Origin of the sequence: Elioraea rosea (genome assembly GCF_007644105.1) — a bacterium.
Taxonomy (GTDB): domain Bacteria; phylum Pseudomonadota; class Alphaproteobacteria; order Acetobacterales; family Acetobacteraceae; genus Elioraea_A; species Elioraea_A rosea.
The window spans coordinates 79,722-102,258 of record NZ_VFAC01000011.1; the positions used below are offsets into that span (position 1 = coordinate 79,722).

The 22,537-nt window shown below is 70.8% G+C and carries 25 protein-coding genes; 11 read left to right on the forward strand and 14 right to left on the reverse strand.

Going from position 1 to position 22,537, the window contains the following annotated elements; translation table 11 throughout:
- The gene (locus tag FIF60_RS09510; RefSeq protein WP_144185834.1) at nucleotides 1-1,014 is read left to right on the forward strand and encodes a cytochrome d ubiquinol oxidase subunit II; all 1,014 of its coding nucleotides are present in this window, start codon (nucleotides 1-3) and stop codon (nucleotides 1,012-1,014) included.
- Between the two features lie 40 nt (nucleotides 1,015-1,054).
- Here FIF60_RS09510 and FIF60_RS09515 read toward each other — a convergent pair whose 3' ends face one another.
- The 4 genes from FIF60_RS09515 to FIF60_RS09530 form a co-directional block, all read right to left on the reverse strand.
- Nucleotides 1,055-2,260 carry a hydantoinase/carbamoylase family amidase gene (locus FIF60_RS09515; protein WP_204251151.1) on the reverse strand — a complete coding sequence of 402 codons (1,206 nt, stop codon included), beginning with the start codon at nucleotides 2,258-2,260 and terminating at the stop codon, nucleotides 1,055-1,057.
- A 77-nt stretch (nucleotides 2,261-2,337) separates the two neighbouring features.
- On the reverse strand, nucleotides 2,338-3,180 hold the full coding sequence (locus tag FIF60_RS09520; RefSeq protein ID WP_144185836.1) for a CheR family methyltransferase: 843 nt from the start codon (nucleotides 3,178-3,180) through the stop codon (nucleotides 2,338-2,340).
- Entirely contained in the window at nucleotides 3,177-4,247 is a 1,071-nt protein-coding gene (locus FIF60_RS09525) for a protein-glutamate methylesterase/protein-glutamine glutaminase (RefSeq protein WP_204251152.1), read from the reverse strand. Before FIF60_RS09525 ends, FIF60_RS09520 begins: the two co-directional genes overlap by 4 nt.
- A 62-nt stretch (nucleotides 4,248-4,309) precedes the next feature.
- The gene (locus FIF60_RS09530) at nucleotides 4,310-4,729 is read right to left on the reverse strand and encodes a response regulator (RefSeq protein ID WP_144185838.1); all 420 of its coding nucleotides are present in this window, start codon (nucleotides 4,727-4,729) and stop codon (nucleotides 4,310-4,312) included.
- Nucleotides 4,730-4,826: 97 nt separating this feature from the next.
- Here FIF60_RS09530 and FIF60_RS09535 point away from each other — a divergent pair, with 97 nt between their 5' ends.
- From FIF60_RS09535 to FIF60_RS09570, 8 genes are all read left to right on the forward strand, one after another.
- Entirely contained in the window at nucleotides 4,827-5,342 is a 516-nt protein-coding gene (locus FIF60_RS09535; RefSeq protein WP_144185862.1) for a prolyl-tRNA synthetase associated domain-containing protein, read from the forward strand.
- Nucleotides 5,343-5,470: 128 nt separating this feature from the next.
- Nucleotides 5,471-6,433 (forward strand): thioredoxin family protein, encoded by a 963-nt coding sequence (locus FIF60_RS09540; protein ID WP_144185839.1) that lies wholly within the window; start codon nucleotides 5,471-5,473, stop codon nucleotides 6,431-6,433.
- Nucleotides 6,434-6,464: 31 nt separating this feature from the next.
- Nucleotides 6,465-7,136 (forward strand): LON peptidase substrate-binding domain-containing protein, encoded by a 672-nt coding sequence (locus FIF60_RS09545; RefSeq protein ID WP_144185840.1) that lies wholly within the window; start codon nucleotides 6,465-6,467, stop codon nucleotides 7,134-7,136.
- The gene (locus tag FIF60_RS09550) at nucleotides 7,133-7,363 is read left to right on the forward strand and encodes a Trm112 family protein (RefSeq protein ID WP_144185841.1); all 231 of its coding nucleotides are present in this window, start codon (nucleotides 7,133-7,135) and stop codon (nucleotides 7,361-7,363) included. Before FIF60_RS09545 ends, FIF60_RS09550 begins: the two co-directional genes overlap by 4 nt.
- Nucleotides 7,364-7,744 carry a gamma-butyrobetaine hydroxylase-like domain-containing protein gene (locus FIF60_RS09555; RefSeq protein ID WP_144185842.1) on the forward strand — a complete coding sequence of 127 codons (381 nt, stop codon included), beginning with the start codon at nucleotides 7,364-7,366 and terminating at the stop codon, nucleotides 7,742-7,744.
- A gap of 6 nt (nucleotides 7,745-7,750) precedes the next feature.
- On the forward strand, nucleotides 7,751-8,509 hold the full coding sequence (locus FIF60_RS09560; RefSeq protein WP_144185843.1) for a lysophospholipid acyltransferase family protein: 759 nt from the start codon (nucleotides 7,751-7,753) through the stop codon (nucleotides 8,507-8,509).
- Between the two features lie 136 nt (nucleotides 8,510-8,645).
- Nucleotides 8,646-9,662, forward strand: coding sequence for a DUF2125 domain-containing protein (locus FIF60_RS09565; RefSeq protein WP_144185844.1), 1,017 nt, complete (start codon nucleotides 8,646-8,648; stop codon nucleotides 9,660-9,662).
- Between the two features lie 45 nt (nucleotides 9,663-9,707).
- The gene (locus FIF60_RS09570) at nucleotides 9,708-10,706 is read left to right on the forward strand and encodes an NADP-dependent oxidoreductase (RefSeq protein WP_144185845.1); all 999 of its coding nucleotides are present in this window, start codon (nucleotides 9,708-9,710) and stop codon (nucleotides 10,704-10,706) included.
- On the opposite strand, the gene FIF60_RS09575 is transcribed toward FIF60_RS09570, so the two are convergent.
- Entirely contained in the window at nucleotides 10,693-11,421 is a 729-nt protein-coding gene (locus tag FIF60_RS09575) for an aspartate racemase/maleate isomerase family protein (RefSeq protein ID WP_144185846.1), read from the reverse strand. The two genes, FIF60_RS09570 and FIF60_RS09575, sit on opposite strands and share 14 nt — an antisense overlap.
- Nucleotides 11,418-12,575 carry an FAD-dependent oxidoreductase gene (locus tag FIF60_RS09580; RefSeq protein WP_144185847.1) on the reverse strand — a complete coding sequence of 386 codons (1,158 nt, stop codon included), beginning with the start codon at nucleotides 12,573-12,575 and terminating at the stop codon, nucleotides 11,418-11,420. Before FIF60_RS09580 ends, FIF60_RS09575 begins: the two co-directional genes overlap by 4 nt.
- A gap of 47 nt (nucleotides 12,576-12,622) precedes the next feature.
- Here FIF60_RS09580 and FIF60_RS09585 point away from each other — a divergent pair, with 47 nt between their 5' ends.
- On the forward strand, nucleotides 12,623-13,192 hold the full coding sequence (locus tag FIF60_RS09585; RefSeq protein WP_144185848.1) for an HD domain-containing protein: 570 nt from the start codon (nucleotides 12,623-12,625) through the stop codon (nucleotides 13,190-13,192).
- On the opposite strand, the gene FIF60_RS09590 is transcribed toward FIF60_RS09585, so the two are convergent.
- The 6 genes from FIF60_RS09590 to FIF60_RS09615 are packed head-to-tail and all read right to left on the reverse strand — an operon-like array spanning nucleotide 13,177 to nucleotide 18,891.
- A complete protein-coding gene (locus FIF60_RS09590) occupies nucleotides 13,177-13,698 on the reverse strand; it encodes a DUF1003 domain-containing protein (RefSeq protein WP_144185849.1) in 522 nt (173 codons plus the stop codon). The two genes, FIF60_RS09585 and FIF60_RS09590, sit on opposite strands and share 16 nt — an antisense overlap.
- Before the next feature lie 29 nt (nucleotides 13,699-13,727).
- The gene (locus tag FIF60_RS09595) at nucleotides 13,728-14,240 is read right to left on the reverse strand and encodes a rhodanese-like domain-containing protein (protein ID WP_144185850.1); all 513 of its coding nucleotides are present in this window, start codon (nucleotides 14,238-14,240) and stop codon (nucleotides 13,728-13,730) included.
- Nucleotides 14,224-14,916 carry an ATP-binding cassette domain-containing protein gene (locus FIF60_RS09600; protein ID WP_144185851.1) on the reverse strand — a complete coding sequence of 231 codons (693 nt, stop codon included), beginning with the start codon at nucleotides 14,914-14,916 and terminating at the stop codon, nucleotides 14,224-14,226. Before FIF60_RS09600 ends, FIF60_RS09595 begins: the two co-directional genes overlap by 17 nt.
- The gene (locus FIF60_RS09605) at nucleotides 14,913-16,637 is read right to left on the reverse strand and encodes an ABC transporter permease (RefSeq protein ID WP_144185852.1); all 1,725 of its coding nucleotides are present in this window, start codon (nucleotides 16,635-16,637) and stop codon (nucleotides 14,913-14,915) included. Before FIF60_RS09605 ends, FIF60_RS09600 begins: the two co-directional genes overlap by 4 nt.
- A complete protein-coding gene (locus tag FIF60_RS09610) occupies nucleotides 16,613-17,827 on the reverse strand; it encodes an ABC transporter substrate-binding protein (RefSeq protein WP_144185853.1) in 1,215 nt (404 codons plus the stop codon). The genes FIF60_RS09605 and FIF60_RS09610 overlap by 25 nt, the downstream gene beginning before the upstream one ends.
- Nucleotides 17,828-17,829: 2 nt before the next feature.
- Nucleotides 17,830-18,891, reverse strand: a complete 1,062-nt coding sequence (locus tag FIF60_RS09615) for a radical SAM/SPASM domain-containing protein (protein WP_204251153.1) — start codon at nucleotides 18,889-18,891, stop codon at nucleotides 17,830-17,832.
- Between the two features lie 110 nt (nucleotides 18,892-19,001).
- Here FIF60_RS09615 and FIF60_RS09620 point away from each other — a divergent pair, with 110 nt between their 5' ends.
- Nucleotides 19,002-19,751 carry a GNAT family N-acetyltransferase gene (locus tag FIF60_RS09620; RefSeq protein WP_144185854.1) on the forward strand — a complete coding sequence of 250 codons (750 nt, stop codon included), beginning with the start codon at nucleotides 19,002-19,004 and terminating at the stop codon, nucleotides 19,749-19,751.
- On the opposite strand, the gene FIF60_RS09625 is transcribed toward FIF60_RS09620, so the two are convergent.
- Nucleotides 19,733-20,974, reverse strand: a complete 1,242-nt coding sequence (locus tag FIF60_RS09625; RefSeq protein ID WP_239451572.1) for an MFS transporter — start codon at nucleotides 20,972-20,974, stop codon at nucleotides 19,733-19,735. The two genes, FIF60_RS09620 and FIF60_RS09625, sit on opposite strands and share 19 nt — an antisense overlap.
- Before the next feature lie 60 nt (nucleotides 20,975-21,034).
- On the reverse strand, nucleotides 21,035-22,537 hold a 1,503-nt coding region (locus FIF60_RS09630; protein ID WP_144185855.1), incomplete at its 5' end, for an L-glutamate gamma-semialdehyde dehydrogenase.

Consider the following 22,537-nt stretch of genomic DNA (forward strand, 5'->3'; position numbering starts at 1 on the left):
ATGACCCCGTTTCTGCCGCCGGATGTCCTGCCCATTGTGTTCGCCGCGCTGATGGCGGCCTCGGTGCTGGCCTATGTCGTGCTCGACGGGTTCGACCTCGGCGTCGGCCTGCTTCTGCCGCAGGCGGCCGACGAGCCGGAGCGCGACAGGATGGTCGCCTCGATCGGTCCGTTCTGGGACGCGAACGAGACCTGGCTCGTTCTCGGGGTCGGGCTGCTGCTGGTGGCGTTCCCCACGGCGCACGGCGCGATTCTCACCGCGCTCTATCTGCCCGTCGCGCTGATGCTCCTGGGCCTGACGCTTCGCGGCGTCGCCTTCGAGTTCCGGGCCAAGGCGACCGAGCTTCACGACAAGCGGCGGTGGGATCATGCCTTCTTCGGCGGCTCGCTTCTCGCGGCGCTCACCCAGGGCTGGATGCTCGGCCGCTACGTCCTCGGCTTCGACGATGCGCCGGCCGCACTCGCCTTCGCAGCGTTGTCCGCCATCGGGGTGGCCATCGCCTACAGCTTCATCGGCGCGGCCTGGCTCATCTGGCGCTGCGAGGGCGCGCTCCAGCGTCGGGCCGTCGCCTGGGCGCGGCGGTCGCTCTGGGGCGTCGCGCTCGGCATCGTCGGCGTCTCGGTCGCCACGCCGCTTGCGAGCGAGCGCATCTTCCACCGCTGGTTCGACTTCCCCAACGTCATGCTTCTCGCGCCGATGCCACTGATGACGCTCGCGCTCGTCGCGGGCCTCGTCGCACTCCTGCGCCATCTTCCACTGCCAGGCGATGCCCTTCGGCGCCTGCCCTTCTGGGGTGCTGTCGGCTTGTTCTGCCTCTCCTTCGCGGGCCTTGCGTGGAGCTTCTTCCCCTACATCGTGCCCGAGCAGCTGACGCTCTGGCAGGCCGCAGCCGCGCCCGAGAGCCTCTCGATCATCCTCGCAGGCGCGCTCGTCGTGCTGCCGGTGATCGCCGCCTATACTGTGCTTGCCTGGCGCGTGTTCGGCGGCAAGGCGATGGACCTGCGGTACGACTGATCGGGATAGTCCGCTCGCGCCGGCCGACCAACGCCCGCCATCACCCGAGCAGTTTCTCCGCGGCGTCGGCGAGCACAGCGCAGCCGCGCGCGATGTCCTCCTCCTTCGTATCCTCCGTCCAGTGGTGGCTGATGCCGCCGATTGAGGGAACGAACAGCATCCCTGCCTTCAGCCTGAGCGCGATCACCTGCGCGTCGTGCCCCGCGCCGGAGGGCATGCGCTGCCAGAGCCCCTTGGCATGCGCCTCCGCGGCCTCGGCGAGCGCGTCCTGGAAGGCCGGGTCCATCACCTTGGGAATGGTCTTCGAGGCCGTCTCGATGGTCACGCGGCACAGGCCTGCCTTGTCGGCCTCGGCGACCAGCGAGCGCAGATGCGCCTCGAGCCTGTCGAGCACCGCGGGGTCGGCATCGCGGAACTGCACGTTCATCTCCGCCCCGCCCGGCACGATCGACGGCGCATTGGGGTCGAGCGACATCCGCCCGATCGTCCATACGCTCCGCTCGGCAATCACCTCGGGAAACGTGTCGTCGATGCGGTTGGCGAGACGCGTCATCGCCACGCGCGCATCGCGGCGGATGGCCATCCGCGTGGTGCCGGCGTGGTTCTGCACGCCCTCGAAACGGATGCGGAAGTTCCAAATCGCGACGATCGAGGTGACGACGCCGATGCCGAGCCCCTTGGCCTCGAGGTCGTCGCCCTGCTCGATATGCGCCTCGAGGAAGCCGCGATAGCGCGCGGGGTCATCGAGCGTGATGCGGGGCACGTCGGCGAGCCCCGCCCGCGCAAGCCCCTCGCGCATGCTCTCGCCCGTGGTTCGGTTGCGCGCGGCGTCGATCTCGGCGTCCGTCACCTCGCCGATGAAGGAGCGGCTGCCGAGGAAGTTGCCGTAGTGGCCCTCCTCGTCGACGAAGGCGACGACGTCGATCGGCAAATGCGGCAGGGCACGCGCAACCTCGAGGCCGAACATCACGCCCATGCAGCCGTCGAGCCAGCCCGCCTCGTTCTGGCTCTCGAGGTGGCTGCCGATCAGAAGCCGCCTGCCCGGGTTCTTCGTGAACCCGAACACCGAGGCGATGCCATCGATCTTCGCCTCGAGCCCGGCTTCCTCGAGCCTGCCGGCAAGCCAGCGCCGGCTCGCGATGTCCTGCTCCGACAGCGTCGGGCGGTGCACGCCCGTCCTGAACCGCCCGAAGTCACGCAGCCTGTGGAGATCGGAAAGCAGTCTCGCACCGTCGATCGTCGCCAAGGTCGCCCTCCCCATGCATGAGGAGGCGATGCTGCAACGTCGCGGGCCGCGAGGCGAGAGGGGCTGCTGTCCTCGCCTCAGGCCGCCGCGGTGCCGCGCGCGCCTGGTGCGGGCGTCGGCTCATAGACGCCGCGCTCGCCCGCCACCGCGCTGAGACGGTCGGTGATGCCGAGCACCGTCTCGGCGCCGCCGAGATAGAGCACGCCGTCTGCTGGCATCTGGCCGGCAATCGCTGCAAGGACGCGCCCCTTCGTCGCCTGATCGAAATAGATCAGCACGTTGCGGCAGAACACGATGTCGAAACGCCCCAGGCCCCGCAGGTCGCCGAGCAGGTTGCCCTCGCGCCAGCTCACCATGGTGCGGATCGCCTCGGAGAGGCGCCAGTTCTGCCCTTCCTGCTTGAAGTACTTCATCAGCAGCTGGATCGGCAGGCCCCGCTGCACCTCGAACTGCGAGTAGACGCCCTCGCGCGCCTTGGCGAGCACCTCGCGCGAGAGGTCGGTGCCGACGATCTCGACGCGCCTGTCGCCCAGCACCGCCTTCGCCTCGGCGACGATCATCGCGAGCGAATAGGCTTCCTGCCCCGTCGAACAGGCGGCGGACCAGACGCGGATGGGCTGGCCGGCAGGTCGGGCGGCATGGATGCGCTTCAGCGCCGAGAGCTTGAAATGCTCGAACGGCTTGCCGTCGCGGAAGAAGAAGGTCTCGTTGGTGGTCATCAGCTCGACCACCTCGCGCGCAAGCGTCTCTCCCGCCGGCGAGGAGATGCGCGAGACCAGCAGGCCGAGATCGGCGAGCTTCTCCCGCTTCATCAGCGGCCCGAGCCGCGTTTCGACCAGGTACATCTTGTCGGGCCCGAGAACGAGGCCCGAGCGGGCATGCAGCAGTGCCGCGAGAGAGGTGAAGGCCGCCTGGCTCATGCCCGTGCTCCCTTGCCGGTGATGCCCGTGACGGCACCGGCGATCTCCCCGAGCGGCAGAACGGCGGAGGCGAGCCCCGCCTGTGCGACTGCGCCCGGCATGCCCCATACCACCGACGTGGCCTCGTCCTGCGCGATCACCCGCCCGCCTGCCGCGACCACTGCCTTGCTGCCGCTGAGCCCGTCCTGCCCCATGCCGGTGAGCATGACGACGAGCACGCGCCCGCCATAGGCAGCGACAGCGCTGCGCAGCATCGGGTCGACCGCGGGGCGGCAGAAATTCTCTGGCGGTGTCTTGGAAAGGCGAAGCTTCGGCCCGCCAGGCTCGGGGGAGAGGATGAGGTGCGTGTCGCCCGGCGCGAGATAGGCGCGGCCCGGCAGAGGCGTCTCGCCGTCCTTCGCCTCGGCGCAGGGCGGCCCGCCCACCTTGCTCAGATGGTCGGCGAGGATGGGGGTGAAGGCGGGCGGCATGTGCTGCGTCACGATCACCGGAAGCGGGAAGCCGCGGCCGAGCCCCGCGAACAGGGTGAACAGCGCCTGCGGCCCGCCCGTGGACGAGCCGACGGCGAGGATGGCGGGAGCCTGCGCAGCGGCGGCGCGCAGCGGCGGTGCTGCAGGCCTCGGCGCCATCGGTGCCGCAACCGGACGGGCAGGGCCGAGCCCGTGCCTCCGCTGGCGCGCGAGCCCCTTCACCTTGGCGACGATCTCGTCGCGGAACGACGCCTCGCCCGCGATCGCGCCCGTCGTCGTCGGCTTCGGAACGTAGTCGGCCGCGCCCAGTCGCAGCGCGCGCATCGCCACATCCGCGCCCCGCGTCGTCAGCGTGCTCGCCATCACCACGCGCAGCGCGGGGTCGACCTTGAGCAGTTCGGGAAGCGCGGCGAGCCCGTCCATCACCGGCATCTCGATGTCGAGCACGCAGACATCGGGCCTGGTGCGGCGCACCGCCTCGACTGCTTCGCGGCCGTTGCTCGCACGGCCCACCACCTCGATCGCGGGATCGGCTTCCAGCATGCGGGTGACGAGGCCGCGGATCACCGCGCTGTCGTCGCACACGACGACGCGCACGGAAGCGGCATCCTGCGCCGCCGGGAGGGTGAACGGCGCTGGTCTCGTCGGGGCCGGTACCGTCACAGGAGGCCGACCTGCTCGAACTTCGAGGTGAGGATCTCTGCGTCGAACGGCTTCATGATGTACTCGCTCGCGCCGGCCTGCATCGCCTCCATGATGAAGCTCATCTCGTTCTCGGTGGTGCAGAACACCACCGTCGCGGCGCCCTCGCCGAACTCGGCCTTGAGCGCGCGCAGGAACTCGATGCCGTTCATCACAGGCATGTTCCAGTCGAGCAGGATGGCGGTCGGCATGGCCCGGCGACAGGCCTCGAGCGCCTTCTGCCCGTCCTCCGCCTCCTCGATCGCGAAACCCTGGCCCTCGAGGATGCCGCGCGCGATGCGCCGCACGACGCGGCTGTCGTCGACCACGAGGCACGTGCGCCGGCCTGCCTCCGCGGCAGGCTGCGTCGTGAGCGTCGCCTGGGCTGGCTCAGTCATCGGGAGGGCTCCCTGCGCGTGTCCGTCGGGGGATCATGCGCAGGCGATTGCGTATCCTTCGTTAAGGCGCCAAAACGCGGCGATGCAGGCAGAACCGATGACGCCGGAGGCCTTCCTCGCTTGGCTCGAGGCGCGGGGCATCGGGCATGAGACCATCCATCATGACCCCGTTTTCACGGTCGCGGAGAGCAAGGCGCTTGCGATCCACGCACGCCTGCCCGGGGCGCATGTGAAGAACCTGTTCCTGAAGGACCGCGACGGGCGGCACTGGCTTGCGACCCTTCCCGAGCACCGCCGCGTGCCGATCGGCGCGCTCGCCCGCTCCCTCGGCCTGCCGAGGATGTCCTTCGCCTCCGCCGAGGAGCTGCTCGCGCTGCTTGGCGTCACGCCCGGCTCGGTGACGCCCTTCGCCCTGGTGAACGACCGTGCCCGCCGCGTCGGCTTCATCCTCGACCGCGAGCTCGCCGAGGCGACCGGCAGACTCACCGCCCACCCGCTCGCCAACACCGCCACCACCGCGGTCTCGGCCGAGGATTTCCGCCGCTTCCTCGCCGCGACCGGCCATGCGCCGATGATCGCCGATCTCGCCCCCCTCGAGGGCGCCGCGGGCTGAGCGTCCCGCGCGCCCCGGACCCCGCCCTTGCTCGCCCCGCCCTTGCTCCCCGGCCATCCATGCGCATGTTATGCATCCGGAGGAATGCCGCAGGCCCAAAGAGCGGCACCACCAGTGAGAGAAGGCCGATGGAAATCATCTTCGACCCGCCCAAGCCGCAGCCCGGTACACAGCAGGGCCTCGGCGGCGACGGCAGTGCTCCCGATCCGGTGATCGACGTCACCGAGGCCAATTTCATGGCCGAGGTGATCCAGGCGAGCCAGCAGATCCCCGTCGTCATCGATTTCTGGGCGACATGGTGCGGGCCCTGCAAGCAGCTCACCCCCGTCCTCGAGAAGGTGGTGCGCGGCGCGGGCGGCCGGGTGCGGCTCGCCAAGATCGACATCGACAAGAACCAGCGCCTCGTCGCGATGCTGGCGCAGCAGGGGCTTCGCGTTCAGTCGGTGCCGACGGTGGTCGCAGTCGTGCAGGGCCAGCTCGTGCCGCTCTTCCAGGGCGCGCTGCCCGAGAGCCAGGTCCGGCAGGTGATCGAGCAGGTCGTGCAGATGGCCGGCGGCACGATGCCGACGGAGGACCTGATGACCGCCGCCAAGGCCGCCGGCGCGGAGGGGCGGCATGACGAGGCGGCCGAGATCCTGCGCGCGGTGCTCGCGGAGCAGCCGGAGAACGCCGAGGCGATCGGCCTGCTCGGCCGCGCCCTTATCGCGCTCGGCCAGAGCGAGGAGGCGGCCGCGCTGGTCGCCAACCTGCCTGCCAATGTCGAGAGCCATGCCGAGGTGCAGGGCGTGAAGGCCGCCCTCGAGGTCGCCGAGAAGGGCCGCGAGGCCGAGGCGCAGCTATCCTCCCTCCAGGCCCGCCTTGCCGCCGATTCGGAGGATCATGCCGCGCGGTTCGACTATGCCGTCGCGCTCAACGCGATCGGCCACCGCGAGGAGGCGGCCGAGCAGCTGCTGCAGATCATGCGGCGCAAGAAGGGCTGGAACGACGATGCCGCCCGGCTGCAGCTGCTGAAGTTCTTCGAGGCCTGGGGGCTCTCGGACGACGTGACCGTCGCCGCACGCCGCCGGCTCTCCACGCTCCTGTTCAGCTGAGCGGACAGCACATACTGGGGACGCCCCTGCGATGACCACCGACGCCTGGCTTCCCTCCGCGGAGGAGCTGCCGTCGGAAATTGCGGTGTTCCCGCTTACCGGGGCGCTGCTTCTTCCGTTCGGCCGCCTGCCGCTCAACATCTTCGAGCCGCGCTACCTCGCGATGACGCAGGACAGCCTCGGCCAGGGCAGGATGTTCGGCATGATCCAGCCGAACGCCGGCGACACGCCGGGCGCCTCCGGTCCCGCGCTCTACCGCATCGGCTGCCTCGGCCGCGTCTCCTCCTTCAGCGAGACCGACGATGGCCGGCTTCTGATCACCCTGACCGGCGTCGCGCGCTTCGCCGTGGCGCAGGAACTGCCGATGCGCAGGGGCTATCGTCGCGTCCGCGCCGACTACTCGGCCTTCCTTGGCGATCTCGATGCCTCGGTGCGACCGGTGCTCGACCGCGAGAGGCTGGAGGAGTCGCTGCGCGCCTATTTCCGCGCCAGGCGGATCGACGCGAACTGGGACGCTGTGCGCGAGACGCCCGATGCGATGCTGATCACCACGCTTTCCATGGTCTGCCCCTTCGAGCCGCGCGAGAAGCAGGCCCTGCTCGAGGCGCCGACGATCCAGGATCGCTCCGACATGCTGCTTGCGCTCGTCGAGATCGGGGCGCATGGCGGGTCGGACGCCGAAGGAGGAGCGCGGTTCTCATGACCGAACCCAACGACGCCAACGCCCCCACCGAGGCGGCCCCGCCACCGGTCGACCCACGCCTGCTCGAGATCCTCGTCTGCCCCCTCACCAAGGGGCCGCTCCGCTACGACCGGGCTCGCGGCGAGCTGGTGAGCGAGCAGGCCGGCCTCGCCTACCCGATCCGCGACGGCATCCCGATCATGCTGGCAGACGAGGCACGACGGCTCGACGAGCCGCCGCACGGCTGAATGCCTGCGCCGAGGGAGATCAGGCTGCGCCGCGCGGAGAAGGAGCTCGTCGTCTCCTTCGACGACGGGGCGAGCTTCACGCTGCCTGCGGAGTATCTGCGCGTCGAAAGCCCCTCTGCCGAGGTGCAGGGCCACGCGCCCGACCAGAAGGTGATCCTCTGGGGCAGGCGCCATGTCGGCATCCTCCGGCTGGAGCCGGTCGGCAACTACGCCATCCGCATCGTCTTCGACGACCTGCACGACACGGGCATCTACTCCTGGGAGTATCTGCGTGAGCTCGGCGAGCAGCGCGAGGCGCGGTGGCAGCGCTACCTCGAGGAGCTCGAGGCGCGCGGCCTGTCGCGCGAGCCGCGCCGGCCGCCGCCGCAGCGCCAGGGGTGAGCGGGGGTGACCTGGCTTCGCTCCGCCCTCTTCAACCTGGCGTTCTTCCTCTTCACCGCCCTCGGCACGGTGCTGCTTTCGCCCGTTCTCCTTCTCGGCCGCGGCCCGACGCTTGCCCTCATCCAGTGGTGGGCGCGGCAGGTGATCCGGCTGATGCGCCATCTCGCCGGCATCGAGCTCCGCGTCACCGGGCGGGAGCACCTGCCCGTCTCGGGGCCGGCGCTGATCGCGGCCAAGCACCAATCGGCCTTCGACACCATCGTCTGGCTCGCGCTCCTGCCACGGCCTGCCTACGTGCTGAAGGCGGAGCTTCTGCTGATTCCCTTCTATGGCTGGTTCAGCCGCGGGGCGGGGATGATCGGCGTCGATCGCGGGGCGGGTGCGGCGGCGATGCGAAGCCTGTTGCGCGGCGCCGCCGCGGCGTTCGAGGACGGAAGGCAGGTGGTGATCTTTCCCCAGGGCACGCGCGTGCCGGCAACGCCGGGGACGCGCGCGCGCCATCCCTACCAGCCTGGCGTGGCGGCGCTCTACGCCCGCTCCGGCCTCCCCGTCATTCCCGTCGCGACCGATTCTGGCCGGTTCTGGCCGCGCCGGTCCTTCCGGAAGCGCCCTGGGACGCTGACCGTCGCGATCCTTCCCCCCATCCCGCTGGGGCTCGACAGGACGCGTTTCGAGGAGGAGCTTGCCACGACGATCGAGACGGCCAGCGACGCTCTCCTGCCGCCTGTGGATAACCCTGTGAGAACCGATGTCTCCCGAGCTTGACTATCACATCAAGGCGTGGGCCCAAGTGGCTCATCCGCCGTGGTTTTGCCAAGCAATTCCGCGGCTTTCCGGGCCGGTTCCCCCGCGCGGGGGACAAGTCGCGGCGGAGGTGGCCGCCTGTGGATGAGATGCGACAGTGAGGCGGGTCGTCCTCATCCTCCTTGCCCTTCTTGTGGTCGGCGCTCTCGGCCATGCGGCGCTCTGGTGGGTGGCGACCGACAGGCTCATCGCCGAGGCCGGGACCGCGATCGCTGCCGAGCGCGCTGCCGGCGCGACGCTCACCCACGCCCCGCCCGTGCGCGGGGGCTACCCCCTCGATGCAAGGGTTCGATTCTCGGTCCCCCGCTATGCCGGTGCCGTCTCCCTGCCGGGTGGCGGCGTGGTGCCGGTGGCGGCCGAGGCGCAGGCGGTGACCCTCGTGCTGTCCCCGCGCCGGCCGCGCGAGATCGTGGCTGACATCGCCTGCCCCTGCCGCCTCGGCGCGGGTAGCGCAGCACCCGTCACGGTCGAGGCCGCATCGCTTGCCGCCACCGTGCCGCTTGTCCGCGGCGGCGCACCGGTGGTCGATGGCCGCGACATGGTCTTCGAGCTGCCGGAGGGACCACTTGCGGTGCGCAGCCTTCGCGCCTCCGTGCCGGCCGAGCGCCGCACGACGGTCGCCTTCGAGGCCTGGGGCGTGACGCTGCCGCCGCCGGAGGCGCAGTGGCCGCTCGGGCGCGAGCTCGCCTCCGTCTCCGCCGAAGCGACGCTGCGCGGTCTCATTCCCGCAGCGTCCGGTACTGCGCGATCGCTCGCGCTCTGGCGCGATCAGGGCGGGGCGCTCGTTCTCGACAGGGTCTGGGCTGTGTGGGGGCCGCTCTCCGTCCGCGCCGCGGGAACGCTCACGCTCGATGCCGGGCTGCAGCCGCGCGGGGCGGTGACGGCCTGGCTCGCGGGCTTCGGCGCGGCTCTCGACAGGCTGGTCGCGGCAGGGCTGATCGGGCGCGGCCCGGCAGCGCTCGCGCGCCTCGCGCTCACCGCCACCTCGCGCCCGGGCGAGGGAGGCGAGCGCGTTGCGGAGATTCCCATCACGATCGAGGACCAGGTGCTGACGGCAGCGCGCGTGCCGCTGCTGCGGCTTCCGCCCGTGGTATGGCCCGACCCGCTGCGGTAGCGCGGGCAGGCAGGCAGGACACGGCAATCAGAAGGAGAGGCGAGGATGGCTGAGAACACGCAGGTGCTGCTGGCCCGGCGGCCCGAAGGCAAGGTGCGGGTGGAGGATTTCTCCATCGTCCGCTCCGCCGTGCCGGAGCCTGGGCCGGGCGAGGTGCTTCTCCGCCATCTCTGGCTCTCGCTCGACCCCTACCAGCGCGGCCGGATGAGTGCGGCGAAGAGCTATGCCCAGCCCGTCGCCGTCGGCGCGGTGATGGAGTGCCGCGCCGTCGCCCGCGTCGAGAAAAGCAACGACCCGGCGCTGAAGCCAGGCGACATCGTTCTCGGCGCCTATGGCTGGCAGGAATGGTCGGTCGCCTCGCCGAAGGAGTTGATGAAGCTCGACCCCGCCGAGGCGCCGGTGCAGACAGCGCTCGGCATCCTCGGCATGCCGGGGCTCACCGCGCATGTGGGGATGAGCGACATCGGCCAGCCGAAGCGCGGCGAGACGGTGGTGATCTCCGCCGCCTCCGGCGCGGTTGGCGCTGTGGCGGGGCAGATCGCCAAGGCGGAAGGGGCGCGCGTCATCGGCATCGCCGGCGGGGCGGCGAAATGCGCCTATGTGCGCGAGGAGCTCGGCTTCGATGCCTGCCTCGACCATCGCGACGCTGACTTCATCCAGGCGCTCGATGCCGCCTGTCCCAAGGGCGTCGATGTCTACTGGGAGAACGTCGGCGGGGCGGTGCAGCGCGCGGTGTTCCCAAGGCTCGCCGATTTCGCGCGCATGGTGATGTGCGGGATGATCGCTGAATACAACGATCCGGTTCCGCAACCCGGGCCGAACCTGATGTCTGCTGTGCGCAAGCGGCTTCGCATCCAGGGCTTCATCGTCTCCGACAGCTGGCAGCGGCTTCCCGAGTGGCGTGCCGCGGCCATCCCGCTGATCCGCGCGGGCAAGCTCCGCTACCGCGAGGACGTGGTGGACGGCATCGAGGCGGCGCCGGAGGCCTTCATCGGCCTGCTCGAGGGACGGAACTTCGGCAAGCTCCTGATCAAGGTCGGATGAGGAGCGCCGGCGCGAGCGCGGCGAGCACCGGCGCTGGCGGCAGGCCGAGCGCGGTGGTGAGCTCCCAGGCCGTCGCGACGTTCGAGGAGATCACCGGCCCCTTCCTGTCGAGCGAGGCGGCGATGGCATCGAGCGTCGGCATGCCCGTGCCGCTGAGCACGACTGGCACGCCCGCCCGGTCGGGCACGGCGGCGAGGCCCGCCATGACCTCCTCGGGCGTCATCTCGTAGGCACGGAACGTTCCGTCGCTTGCGCTGATTTCCGTCACGCCGTACCCCGCCGCGCGCCAATATGCCGCGGCGCGGGCCGAGAGCCAGTCGGGGTAGGGGGAGTAGAGGACGATCTCGCGTGCGCCGAGCGCCGCGAGCGCAGCGGCGATGGCGCGACTTGCGAGCACGACCGGGATGCCGCGCGGCGCGCCGAGGCGCTTCGCGAAAGCCTCGTCCTCCTCGGGGCTCATCGCGTAGCTCGCCCCCGTCAGCGCGACGGCGGCGGCATCGAGCGCAAGCTCGCCGAAGCTCGCGAGTGCGGGCTCGAAGCTCGCGAGATAGGCCGCGTTGCGCTGCTCGAGCGTGGTTCCGGGCATCACCGGCAGGCGCGCGACATGCAGCGCCACCGCCTCCGGCATCAGGGCGCGGAACTCCGGCTCCACGGCAGGGTTGGCGGAGGGAACGAGAAGCCCGGCGCGGCGGCTCGGGACGAAGCGGGGGGTCATGGCGGCGGTGCTCCGGCATCGCAGGTATCGAGCATCGAGGCGGCGACGAGCCAGGCCTCGGCGCGGGCGGGATCGGAAGCGGCGGCGACCGCCTCGTCGCGCCAGGCGGTGGCGGAGGCGACGGCGCGATCGGTGCGCGCGAGCAGCACCTCCTGCGTGACCGAGAGGCGCGCCGCCTCCCACGCATCCAGATGCGACTCGTCCCCGCGCTGCACCGTGGCGGCGAGGCTCGCGGCAAGGGTGGCGGCGTCATGCATGCCGGCATTCATGTTCATGCCGCCCCGCGTGTTCGTCACATGCGCCGCGTCGCCGATCACGCAAAGCCGGCCGGCGCGCATGCGCCGCGCGATGCCTCGGGCGACGCCGTACACATCGGCCGAGGCAATTGGCAACGGATCGGGAAGCCCGGGCAGGAAGCGGCGGAGGATGGGCGCGCGGAACGCTTCGCCCAGGGCGTCGTCGTCGCTCGTCGAGGCTGGCACGCGGATGATGATGCGCCAGAGCCCGGTCATGGCGAGAAGGCTCACGCTAGCCTCGCCGTCATACACATAGGCGATGCCTGCGCGCGCGAGGCCCGGAACGATCTCGTCGAGCGGCAGGGGCGTCATCAGCCTCACCACGCGATGCCCGTACGGCGCCGTTTCGACCGCGATGGCAGCGGCGGAGCGGAGCGCGCTGTGCGCGCCGTCGGCGGCGATGGCCCAGTCACCGCGGTGCCGCGTGCCGTCCTCCATGCTCAGCGTGACGCCGGAAGCATCCTGCTCGAGTCCCGAAACTCCGGCGCCGAACGTCACCGTGCCTTCGGGGAGGGCGGCGAGAAGAAGCGGCGTGAGCAGGGATTGCTCGGCATGCAGCCGGAACGGAAACGCCGTGCGTCGCGCAACGTGCGCTATGGATATCACCGCGTCCGCGCCGCGGCCCGCTGTGAGCCACGCGAGCGCCTCGACGCGGCGGCCGAGAGGTAGGAGCGCTCCGGCGACGCCGAGCCTGTCGAGCACGCCGAGCGTCGAGGGGTGGAAGGTGCTCGCACGGCTCGCGGCGGAGAGGGAGGGCCGCTTCTCGAACACGCGCACGGCGAAGCCCGCCCGGTAGAGCGCCAGGGCGGCGGTGAGCCCCACGGGCCCCGCGCCCGCGATCAGGACAGTGCTGGTCATTGCCCGCCATCCTGTCGCGTCCGCTCCGGCGCGACTAGACTGCTCCGATGACCGAAACGAACGAATCCCTCGCGCTGCGCGCAACCGCCTTCGCCGCCGAGGTGCACACGCATCAGCGGCGCAAGGGCGCTGCGGCCGAGCCCTACGTCAACCACGTCATCGAGGTCGGCGCCGCGCTGGCCGCGGCAGGTGCGCCGCTGGCCGCCATCCTGGCCGGGCTGCTGCACGACACGATCGAGGACGGCGACTCGGCCGGCCGGCCGGTGACAGAGGCCGAGCTCGCCGAGCGCTTCGGCGAGGAGGTCGCCGCCATCGTCGCCGAGGTGACCGACGACAAGGCGCTGCCGAAGGCGGAGCGCAAGCGCCTGCAGATCGAGAAGGCGCCGGGCAAGAGCGCAGCGGCGCGCATGGTGAAGCTTGCGGACAAGGCCGCGAACCTGCGCGCCATCACGGTAAGCCCGCCACCCTCGTGGGACCTTGCCCGCAAGCGTGACTACATCGACTGGGCCGAGGCCGTGGCCGCCGGCTGCCGCGGCGTGAACCCGACGCTCGAGGCGGCGTTCGACACCGCGCTCGCGCTCGCCCGCACTGCGCTCGAGGATCAGACGCTCGATTGAGGTCCAAACCTCTGCTGCGCATCGAGCCGCTTGATGGTCTCGCGCAGGAGCTCGGTCAACGCGAGAAGCTCCCGCTCACGCAGAAGATCGATCTTCTGGTGCAACAGCTCAATCTCGAGTTCTGCCTTCACGTTCACGTCGTAGTCCGCCATCGCGCGGCTCCGGTCGACCTCGGCCTGACGGTTCTGGCTCATCATGATTGCCGGCGCGGTGTAGGCGGCCTGGAAGCTCAGCAGCAGGTTCAGCAGGATGAACGGGTAGGGGTCCCAGGCGTCGCCGCCGAACAGCGTGTTGACGAGAATCCAGAGCGCGATCAGAGCCGACTGGAGCCCGATGAAGCGCCAGGAGCCGACTGTGGCGGCGACCGCATCGGCGAGCACCTGGCCGCGCGTCCTCGCCGGGGCGGGCTGCGGAACGACCCGGCGTGTGCGCCGGCGGTGCCGCAGCTGAGAGAGCTGGGCGGCTTCGGCAGGCGTGAGGTGGTGCGGTTGTGCAATCAGGGTCATCGGGCGCTCCCGTGCTGGGCGCGGCGAGCCTAACGCGGAACCGCGTCGTCCACGCTGTCCAACATGCGCAGCAGCAGCGCGCGCCATGCATCGTCGTAGGGGTGAAGCCCCGGCAATGCCGGCCGGCGCCTTTCGGCAAGCCATCGGAATAGCCCGCCCGAAAGGTTCGCCACGCCCATCGGCCGATGCGCGGACAGTGGGCCTGTAACGGTCTCCGCGAGCCGAGCGCTCCGCAGCCCGACGGAGCAGATGAAGAGCGCGATGCGGCCGCTGCACGCTGCGCCATGCGCGGCGGCGAACCGCCAGGGAGACAGGCCGGGCTCGATGCGCACGGAGCCGGGAAGGTGCCCGCTCTCGAACTCCTCCCCACTTCGTACGTCGAACACCGCGACATGGCCCTCCGCGATCAGCCCTTCCGCCTGCTCTGGCGTCAGATGCGGAACGGGGTGCCGGTCGCGGATCGCGCGCTCGACATCCGCGATCGTCACGGCCGGGTCGCGCGGGTCGGGCAGAGGTACGGCCCGTTCAGGCGGGAAGCGCATCGGCAAGCTCCTCTCCGGGGTCGGCGCGGCGAACCGTTCCGCCCGCGAGCAGATGCAGTACGGTTCCGCCCGTGGCAGCCGCGTCCTCCGGGTCGTGCGTGACCATCAGCACGGGAAGGGCGAGGCGGCGGGCGCGCTCGAACACGAAGCGGCGCATGCGGTCGCGCAGGGCGACATCGAGCTTGCCGAAAGGCTCATCGAGCAGAAGCGCACGCGGCTCGGCAAGCAGGGTGCGCATCAGCGCGATGCGTGCACGCTGCCCGCCTGACAGCGTTGCCGGGTCGCGGTGCTCGAACCCGTCAAGCTCGGCGTCGGCGAGCGCGGCGGCGATGCGCGCACGCCGCGCCGACCCCCGCACGGAAGCGGGAAGGCCGAAGCCGAGATTGCCGCCGACGGAGAGATGGGGAAACAGGAGGTCATCCTGGAACAGGATGCCGATGCGCCGGCGATGCGCCGGCAGGGCCGTGACGTCGGCGCCGTCGACCAGGACCGTGCCGGACGCCGCGAAGGCTGGCGCGAGGGTGCCGCACACCCAGGCGAGCAGGCTCGACTTTCCGCTTCCGGACGGGCCCATCAGCGTGACGACCTCGCCCCTGGACATGGAGAGATCGAGCGGACCGACCAGCGGCGCGTCGCCGAGGGAGAGGCTGGCGCGGCGAAGCGACAGGCCACTCATGTGACGGCGAGCCCCCTTCGGTTGCGCCAGAGGATCGCGGGCGCGGCAAGTGCCGCCGCATAGGCAGCGAGAGGCAGCAGCGCCTGCACCATGGCATAGGCGCCGACGATGCGCCTGTCCGATCCGCCCGCGAGCGTCACGGCCTCCGTCGTCAGCGTCGACACGCGGCCCGCCCCGGCGAACAGCGTGGGCAGGTACTGCCCCGCGCTCACCGCAAAGCCGACCGCCGCCGCGATCAGGATCGGGCGAAGCATCACCGGCAGCTTCACGGCGAGGAACACGCGCCACGGCCCCGCGCCGAGTGAGGCGGCGTTGCGCGCAAGCCGCGTGTCGATCGCCCGCCATGGGTCGGCGAGCGTGAGGAAGACATAGGGCAGAACGAAAAGAAGATGCGCCCAGATCACGGCCGCCACCGTGCCGTCGATGCCGAGGCGGACGAGCGCCACCTGCAACCCGAACAGGAAGGAGATCTGGGGCAGGATCAGCGGCAGATAGAGAAGCATCAGTGCGCCGCGGCCTGGAACGATGTCGAACCGCTGCTCCGCCTCGAGGCAGAGTAGCGCGAGCACGACGGCGATCGCGGTTGCCGCCGCGCCGATGAGCAGCGTGGTCGCGGCCAGCGAGACGAGCCCGGTGCTTTGCGCCTGCCAGGTCGCGAGCGTCCAGAATCGCGGCAGCGCATCGGGAAACCGCCAGGCTCCGGCGAACGACCAGAGTGCGAGCATCGCGACGGCGCCTGCCGAGAGCGCGAGTACGGTGCCGAGCGTTGTTGCGGCAATCAGGCCGGAAGCCGGGGCGAAACCGCCTCGCGCTCCGGCTTCGAGCCAGGTCCGCGCGGCGCGGGCGATCGCCCATTCCGCGAGCCGCCATGCCGCGACGGCCGTAGCCACCAGCGCGGCAAGCAGAAGCGCGCCGGCGCTCGCAGGGAACCACAGCGACAGTTCCCTGTCCGAGAACCAGCGCATGACGAGCACTGCAAGCGTCGGCGGCGTGCCAGGGCCGAGGATCAGCGCGACATCGACGACGGAGAGGCTGAAGGCGAGCACGGCGTAGATCGGAAGCCTGATCTGCGGATAGACCAACGGCAGCACGACCTTCATCCAGCCCATCATCGGCGCGTAGCCGAGCGTGCGCGCGGCCCGCATGAGCGCCTCGGCGCGCACCTGGTTCAGTGCGGCGAGGGTGACGAGGAGCAGATAGGGCACCTCCTTCAGCACGAGCCCAGCGATTAGCGCGAGGCCGCCTTCGTCGTTCACCGAGGCGATGTCCGGCGGGCGTGTCCAGCCGGTTGCCCAGGGTGAGGCGAGGCGCGCGAGCATGCCTGAGGGCGCGATGAGGAAGGCGAAGCCGATGGCGAGCGCCGCATGCGGCGTTGCGAGCATCGGTGCGAGGAATGCCTGTGCCCTGCGGAACGCCGCCGTGCCGTGGCAGGCCGCGCAGAAGGCGATGACGAGGCCGAGCGAGATCGCCGTCGCCGCGAACCCCGTCGTCACCGTCACGCGCAGGGAGGAGGCGAAGCCCGGCCAGGCGAACAGGCTTCGCCACGGGTCGAGCGAGAGCGCGTTGCCGCCGATCGCGGGAAGCCAGCCGAAGGCGGGCCCGGCCGTTCCGGCAAGCCCGCCCGCGATCGGCCCGAGGAACAGCACGAGCGTCACGGCCGGCGCTGCCTTGAGCAGCGCAGGGCGCGTGCCCGTGCTCAGCGCGAGACGCGCCGTTCCCATTCCGCGACGATCCGCGTCATCCAGGACGGGTGCGGCTCGGGCAGAGGACGGCCGAGCTCGGCATTCGTCAGCGTTGCCGCGCCGCGCGGCAAGCGTTCGAACCGCGCGCGATCCTCCGGCGCGAGCCGCTCGAGCGCGAGCACGGTGAAGTTGCCCATCACCCGCGGGTCCTGCCCATGCGCCTGCGCCTCGGGGCTCAACAGGAAATCGGCGAGTACCATCGCCGCGGCGGCGTGAGCAGCGTTGTACGGAATCGCGACGAAGCTCGCATTGCCGATGGTTCCGCGTTCGAGGACATAGCTGCGCACGCTCGGCGGAAGTTGGCCGTTGGCGATGGCGGTCGAGGCCTCGGAGGGGTTGAACGAGATCATGATGTCGATCTCGCCGTCGTTCATCAGCGTGCGCTGCGCCGGGCCGTTCTCGGGGAACTGCCGTCCCTGCCGCCAGAGATGGGGGCGGAGTGCCTCGTACCACGCCCACAGCGGTCCGGTCGTCGGCCCGAAATTCGCATCCGTCGCGGGGCCGGCCAGCACCTCCGCGTCCGGCGCGAGCTCGAAGAGCGCCTGCTTGAGGAAGGTCGCGCCGAGGAAGTTGCGCACGGTCGGGTGCGCGAGCCGTCCGGGGTTCGCCTTCGCCCAATCGAGCATCGCGGGGATCGAGCGCGGCGGCGCGCGCACCGTGTCGCTGTCGTAGACATAGACGATCTGCGCCATGCGCCACGGTGCGGCGAGCCCGTCGACCGGCACGGTGAAGTCGGTCACCGTCGCGGGCTTGCCCTCGCGGTCGATCAGCCCTGCATTGGGCAGCCGATCGAGGAACGGGCCGAACAGCAGACCCGATTCCTTCATCGCGAGGAAGTTCGGCCCGTTGATCCAGATGAGGTCGACCGAGCCGCCCTCGTTGCGCCCCGCCGCCTTCTCAGCGACGACGCGCGCGACCGCCTCGGAGGTGTCGCGCAGCCGTACATGGGTGATGCGGAAGCCGAACCGTTCCGAGACGCGATCATTCGCCCAGGCGATGAAGCCGTTCGTGCGGTCATCCCCGCCCCAGGCATTCCAGAACACGGTCTGGCCCCGCGCTGCGGCGAGCACCTCTGCCCATGGCGCGCGGAGAAGCGGATTGGCAGGCGTCGCTGCGCGCGCTGCCGGTGCGAGAAGCGTTGCGAGAAGGAGCGTGCGTCGGCGGAGCATGCTCACTCCGCGGCGATGCGGGCGCGGCGGCGGGCGGCCGCGGCCTCGATGCGGGGCTTCAGAACCTCGTCATGGAACCGGTCGCAGCCGATGCAGAGATTGGCGTAGGCGCGGCCCTTCGGGTCGGTGGTGCGGGACTTCTCGAGGAAGGTCTCGAGGCTCCACCCGTGCGTGAGGCCCATCCGCTGCGGCTGCCCGGCATTCAGCGCCTCGTACACCGGATCGCCGGCGAGACTGTCGAGGATGTCGATCAGCCCGTCCTCGGTGAGGTTGCCGATGGGAAGCTTCGTCTTGATGCAGCAGGGATAGACAGCCCCATCGGGCTCGATGCTCACCTCGGAGCCGGAATACTGGTGATTGAGGAAGTTCATCGCCCCCGACCAGCGGGCACAGAAATTGTCGGCCATCGTCGCGGTGGAGAGCCCGTTCTGCCAGCCCCGCCCGCGCGGCCAGATCTTGCCGATCCAGGCGTCCGGGCTCGCGCCGAAGAAGGAGTAGAGCGGGCCCGCCTCGTCGAGCCATTTGCGGTTCTGCTGCGCCACGCCGGAGGCGCGCATGCCGGCCGCCTCGAACATGGCGGTAAGGCTCGCCATGAACGCCTTCTGCTTCGCCTCGCCCTCGAGCCCGACATGGTAGTCGTCAATGGAGGCGACGGAGATCATCCAGACGCGGCGCGCGAGAAGCTCCTCGACGATCGCGGGCGTGAGAAGATCGCCGGTCGTCTGCACCACGATCTTCACCCCGCCCGCGTCGCGGTACTTCGCGATGAGCCGCTCGATCACGGGGTAGGTGACGCGTTCGCGCACGGGATCCATCAGGCTCTCGCCGCCGGAGAGGATGATCCGGCCGGTCTTGGAGGGAAGCGTGCCGTCCTCGTTGGGGTCGGTGAGGTCGAGATAGGTCATCGAGGGCGGAAGGTTGGCGATGATGCGTGGCGCGTTGCGCTCGGCTTCCGCCAGAACGGCCTCGAGCGCGCCGCGCACATAGGGGCGGAAACGGTCCTCGTAGCAGTGCCGGCACTTCCTGTGGCAGGCCCAGGCCATCACCCAGTAGATCGATTCCACGCCTCTCCCTCCGCCATCCGCGGTGCCTTCGTTTCGCACGGGCTCGCGTCGGGGTTACATCACTTTCGCTGCACTTTCGCCGCCCCCAGGGCCGTGCTTGTCTCCCGGCCATGCAGCTTCCCCCCATCGAGGCGATCGAGCGCGCCTGCCTCACCGCCGTGCCGGCCGAGCGCGTGGCCTATGACGGCTCGGCCATCATCCGTGCCGGCGCGGGGCCGGGCGGGTCGGGCCGCGCCAACAGCGCCTGCTGGCTCGATCCGGAGGACGAGGCCGATCTTCCGGCGCGTGTCGCGCGGATCGAGGCCTGGTATGCGCGGCTCGAGCGCCCCGCCAAGCTGCGGATCACGCCGCTCGCCCCGCCTGCGCTCGACCGGCTGCTCGCGCATCGCGGCTTCTCGCGCAGCGTCGATACGGTGGTGATGCTCGGCGCGCTGGACGGGCTGCCGCTTCCCGATGGCGAGACGACGATGGCGGAAGCGCCCGACGAGGCCTGGCTCGAGGTGCGCGAGGCTGGCTCGGGCGCCAATGCTGCGCGGATGGCGGAGAAGCGGGCGACACCGTCCCTTCTCATGGTGCCTGGCGCGTGGATCTCGGTTGAGGAGGAGGGGCGTGTGGCCGCCGTCGCCTTCGCAGCGGCGGTCGGGCCGATCGCGATCCTGGGCGATGTGACGACGATGCCCGCCTTCCGCGGCAGGGGGCTCGGCCGCCGTGCCTGCGTCGCAGCGCTCGGCTGGGCGCGGTCGGAAGGGGCGCGCTGGGGGGCCTTGCAGGTCGAGGCGGACAATGACGCCGCGCTCAGCCTCTATCGCCGGCTCGGCTTCCGCGAGTCGTATCGCTACGTCTATCGCGAGGCGGGCTGAGGCTTCTCCGCCGGCCCGCCGACGCGCGGCAGGAGCGCGGTTGCAAGCCCGAGAAGCGGCAGAAAGGAGACGATGCCGTAGACCGTCTCGATGCTCGTCCAGTCCGCGAGCGCGCCCATCGCCGCAGCGCCGAGCCCGCCGAGGCCGAAGGAAAGGCCGAAGAACAGGCCGGAGACGAAGCCGATGCGCCCGGGCATCAGGTCCTGCGCATAGACGATGATCGCCGAGAAGGCAGAGGACATGATCAGCCCGATCAGGGTGGCCAGCACGCCGGTCCAGAACAGGTTGGCGTAGGGCAGGATCAGGGTGAAGGGCAGGGCGCCGAGGATGGAGAACCAGATCACCGGGATGCGGCCGATCCTGTCGCCGATCCACCCGCCTGCGAGGATGCCGCCAGCGAGCCCGGCGAGATAGGCGAACAGGAAGAGCTGCGCCGTCTGGATCGACACGTCGAAGCGCTCGATCAGGTAGAAGGTGAAGAAGCTCGTCAGCGCCGCGCTGTAGAAGTTCTTCGAGAACAGCAGCACGATCAGAACGGTGATGCCGAGCAGCACCTTGCCCCGCGAGAGGCGCTGCGGCGCCGCGGCCTGCGCCTTGCCGGGCGCGCGCCGGGCGCGGGAATACCAGGCGCCGACGCGGGAGAGGACGAGCGAGGCGAGAAGGGCCGCGCCGGAGAACCACAGCACCCGCCCCTGGCCGGCCGGCACGACAACGAAGGCAGCAAGCAGCGGCCCGATTGCCGAGCCGGTGTTGCCGCCGACCTGGAAGATCGACTGCGCGAGGCCGTAGCGGCCGCCCGCCGCGGCACGGGCGACGCGCGAAGCTTCCGGGTGGAACACGGCCGAGCCGCAGCCGATGAGCATCGCTGCGAGGACGAGAAGCGGGTAGGACCAGGCGGTGGCGAGAAGGACGAGCCCGACCAGCGTCGCCCCCATGCCGATGGCCATGGAGTAGGGAAGCGGGTTCCTGTCGGTGTAGAGGCCAACGGCGGGCTGCAGCATCGAGGCGGTGCACTGGAAGGCCAGCGTCAGCAGCCCGATCTGCGCGAAGTCGAGCGCGAACTGGTCCTTGAGCACGGGATACAGCGCGGGAAGCAGCGACTGCATCATGTCGTTCAGCATGTGGCAGAAGCTGAGCGACAGGATGATGGCGAGGTTCGCACCCGCACGCTGCGGCGCCGTATCGGCTGCCGGGGCGGGGGCGGCCAGGGAAGGGGATGTCACGCTCGGGCTCGTTTCCTCTCGACGATGAAACGCTAGGCCCGGCGGCTCAGCCCGGCAAGGTCACGCCTCGTCCGTCGCGAGCAGGGCTGCGTTGCCCCCGGCGGCCGCCGTGTTCACCGAAACGACATGCTCCGTGGTGAAGCGGAGGATGGCGAGCGGCCCGCCCGCCTTCGGGCCGGTGCCTGAGAGCCCATGCCCGCCGAAGGGCTGAACCCCAGGCACGGCACCGATCTGCGCGCGGTTGATGTAGGTGTTGCCCACCCCGAGCCGCGCCGTGATGCGCTCCGCCGTTGCTTGCACCCGGCTGTGGATTCCGAGCGTGAGCGCGAAGCCGGAGGCGGCGATGTCGTCGAGCAGCGCATCGAGGCCGCTCTCGCGCCAGCGCACGACATGCAGCACGGGGCCGAACACCTCGCGGTCGAGGGCGCGGGCGCTTGGCAGCTCGATGGCGCGCGGGGCGAAGAAGGTGCCGTTCGCGCAATCTTCGGGCAGAGGCAGCGTGAACAGGGGTTTCCCCTTCGGCGGCGCCCAGGCGGCAAGCGCATCCCGCGCCTCGGCGTCGATGACCGGGCCGATGTCCGTCGCGGGGTCGAGCGGGTCGCCGAGGGTGAGCGTGCGCGCAGCACCCTCAATCATCGCGAGCACGCGGTCGGCTGTGTCCTCCTGCACGCAGAGCAGCCGTAGCGCGGAGCAGCGCTGCCCGGCCGAGCGGAATGCGCCCTCAAGCACGTCCGCCGTCACCTGCTCCGGGAGCGCGGAGCTGTCGACGATCATCGCGTTGATGCCGCCCGTCTCGGCGACGAAGGGGATGGGAAGACCTCCCCGCGCGGCGATCGCTGCGGCGATCGCGCGCGCCGTCTCGGTGCCGCCGGTGAAGGCGACGCCCGACACGGCGGGATGCGAGACCATCGCCGCGCCGACGCCAGGCCCGTCGCCAGGGAGGAAGGCGAGCACGTCGTGCGGCACGCCGGCATCGTGCAGCAGCGCGACGGCCTTCGCGCCAACCAGCGGCGTCTGTTCCGCGGGCTTGGCGAGCACGGCGTTTCCGGCAGCGAGCGCGGCGGCGATCTGGCCGACGAAGATGGCGAGCGGGAAGTTCCACGGGCTGATCGCCGCGATCACGCCGCGGCCCGAGAGCGCCCAGGTGTTGCGCTCCCCCGTCGGCCCGGGGAGCTCGCGCGGCGCGCCGAACCAGATCCGCGCCTGGTGCGCGTAGTAGCGGCAGAAATCCGCCGCCTCCCGCACCTCCGCCACGCCGTCGACGAGGGTTCGGCCGCCCTCGCGCGCAATCAGCGCGAGCAGCGCCTCGCGGTTCGCCTCGATCAGCTCGGCGGCGCGTTCGAGCACGGCGGCGCGGTGCTCGACCTCCGTCTCGTTCCAGGTGTGCAGCGCCCAGGCCGCGCGCTTCGCGGCGCGATCGACCGTTCCCCCATCCGCCCACACCACATGGCCGACGATGCGGCGCCGGTCCGCCGGGTCGCGCACCGGCACCGCCTCGCCGCGGATGCGGTCGCCGCCGACGATCGGCGCCGCATCGGCCGGGCGCGCGGCGGCTTCGCGGAT

What these genes read in the sequence shown, in the direction of transcription:
- FIF60_RS09585 (WP_144185848.1), top strand. Translation starts at nt 12,623, where the DNA reads ATGACCGAAACGAACGAATCCCTCGCGCTGCGCGCAACCGCCTTCGCC.
- FIF60_RS09540 (WP_144185839.1), top strand. Translation starts at nt 5,471, where the DNA reads ATGGAAATCATCTTCGACCCGCCCAAGCCGCAGCCCGGTACACAGCAG.
- FIF60_RS09570 (WP_144185845.1), top strand. Translation starts at nt 9,708, where the DNA reads ATGGCTGAGAACACGCAGGTGCTGCTGGCCCGGCGGCCCGAAGGCAAG.
- FIF60_RS09555 (WP_144185842.1), top strand. Translation starts at nt 7,364, where the DNA reads ATGCCTGCGCCGAGGGAGATCAGGCTGCGCCGCGCGGAGAAGGAGCTC.
- FIF60_RS09600 (WP_144185851.1), bottom strand. Translation starts at nt 14,916, where the DNA reads ATGAGTGGCCTGTCGCTTCGCCGCGCCAGCCTCTCCCTCGGCGACGCG.
- FIF60_RS09545 (WP_144185840.1), top strand. Translation starts at nt 6,465, where the DNA reads ATGACCACCGACGCCTGGCTTCCCTCCGCGGAGGAGCTGCCGTCGGAA.
- FIF60_RS09580 (WP_144185847.1), bottom strand. Translation starts at nt 12,575, where the DNA reads ATGACCAGCACTGTCCTGATCGCGGGCGCGGGGCCCGTGGGGCTCACC.
- FIF60_RS09620 (WP_144185854.1), top strand. Translation starts at nt 19,002, where the DNA reads ATGCAGCTTCCCCCCATCGAGGCGATCGAGCGCGCCTGCCTCACCGCC.
- FIF60_RS09610 (WP_144185853.1), bottom strand. Translation starts at nt 17,827, where the DNA reads ATGCTCCGCCGACGCACGCTCCTTCTCGCAACGCTTCTCGCACCGGCA.
- FIF60_RS09550 (WP_144185841.1), top strand. Translation starts at nt 7,133, where the DNA reads ATGACCGAACCCAACGACGCCAACGCCCCCACCGAGGCGGCCCCGCCA.
- FIF60_RS09575 (WP_144185846.1), bottom strand. Translation starts at nt 11,421, where the DNA reads ATGACCCCCCGCTTCGTCCCGAGCCGCCGCGCCGGGCTTCTCGTTCCC.
- FIF60_RS09605 (WP_144185852.1), bottom strand. Translation starts at nt 16,637, where the DNA reads ATGGGAACGGCGCGTCTCGCGCTGAGCACGGGCACGCGCCCTGCGCTG.
- FIF60_RS09535 (WP_144185862.1), top strand. Translation starts at nt 4,827, where the DNA reads ATGACGCCGGAGGCCTTCCTCGCTTGGCTCGAGGCGCGGGGCATCGGG.
- FIF60_RS09530 (WP_144185838.1), bottom strand. Translation starts at nt 4,729, where the DNA reads ATGACTGAGCCAGCCCAGGCGACGCTCACGACGCAGCCTGCCGCGGAG.
- FIF60_RS09520 (WP_144185836.1), bottom strand. Translation starts at nt 3,180, where the DNA reads ATGAGCCAGGCGGCCTTCACCTCTCTCGCGGCACTGCTGCATGCCCGC.
- FIF60_RS09510 (WP_144185834.1), top strand. Translation starts at nt 1, where the DNA reads ATGACCCCGTTTCTGCCGCCGGATGTCCTGCCCATTGTGTTCGCCGCG.
- FIF60_RS09590 (WP_144185849.1), bottom strand. Translation starts at nt 13,698, where the DNA reads ATGACCCTGATTGCACAACCGCACCACCTCACGCCTGCCGAAGCCGCC.
- FIF60_RS09595 (WP_144185850.1), bottom strand. Translation starts at nt 14,240, where the DNA reads ATGCGCTTCCCGCCTGAACGGGCCGTACCTCTGCCCGACCCGCGCGAC.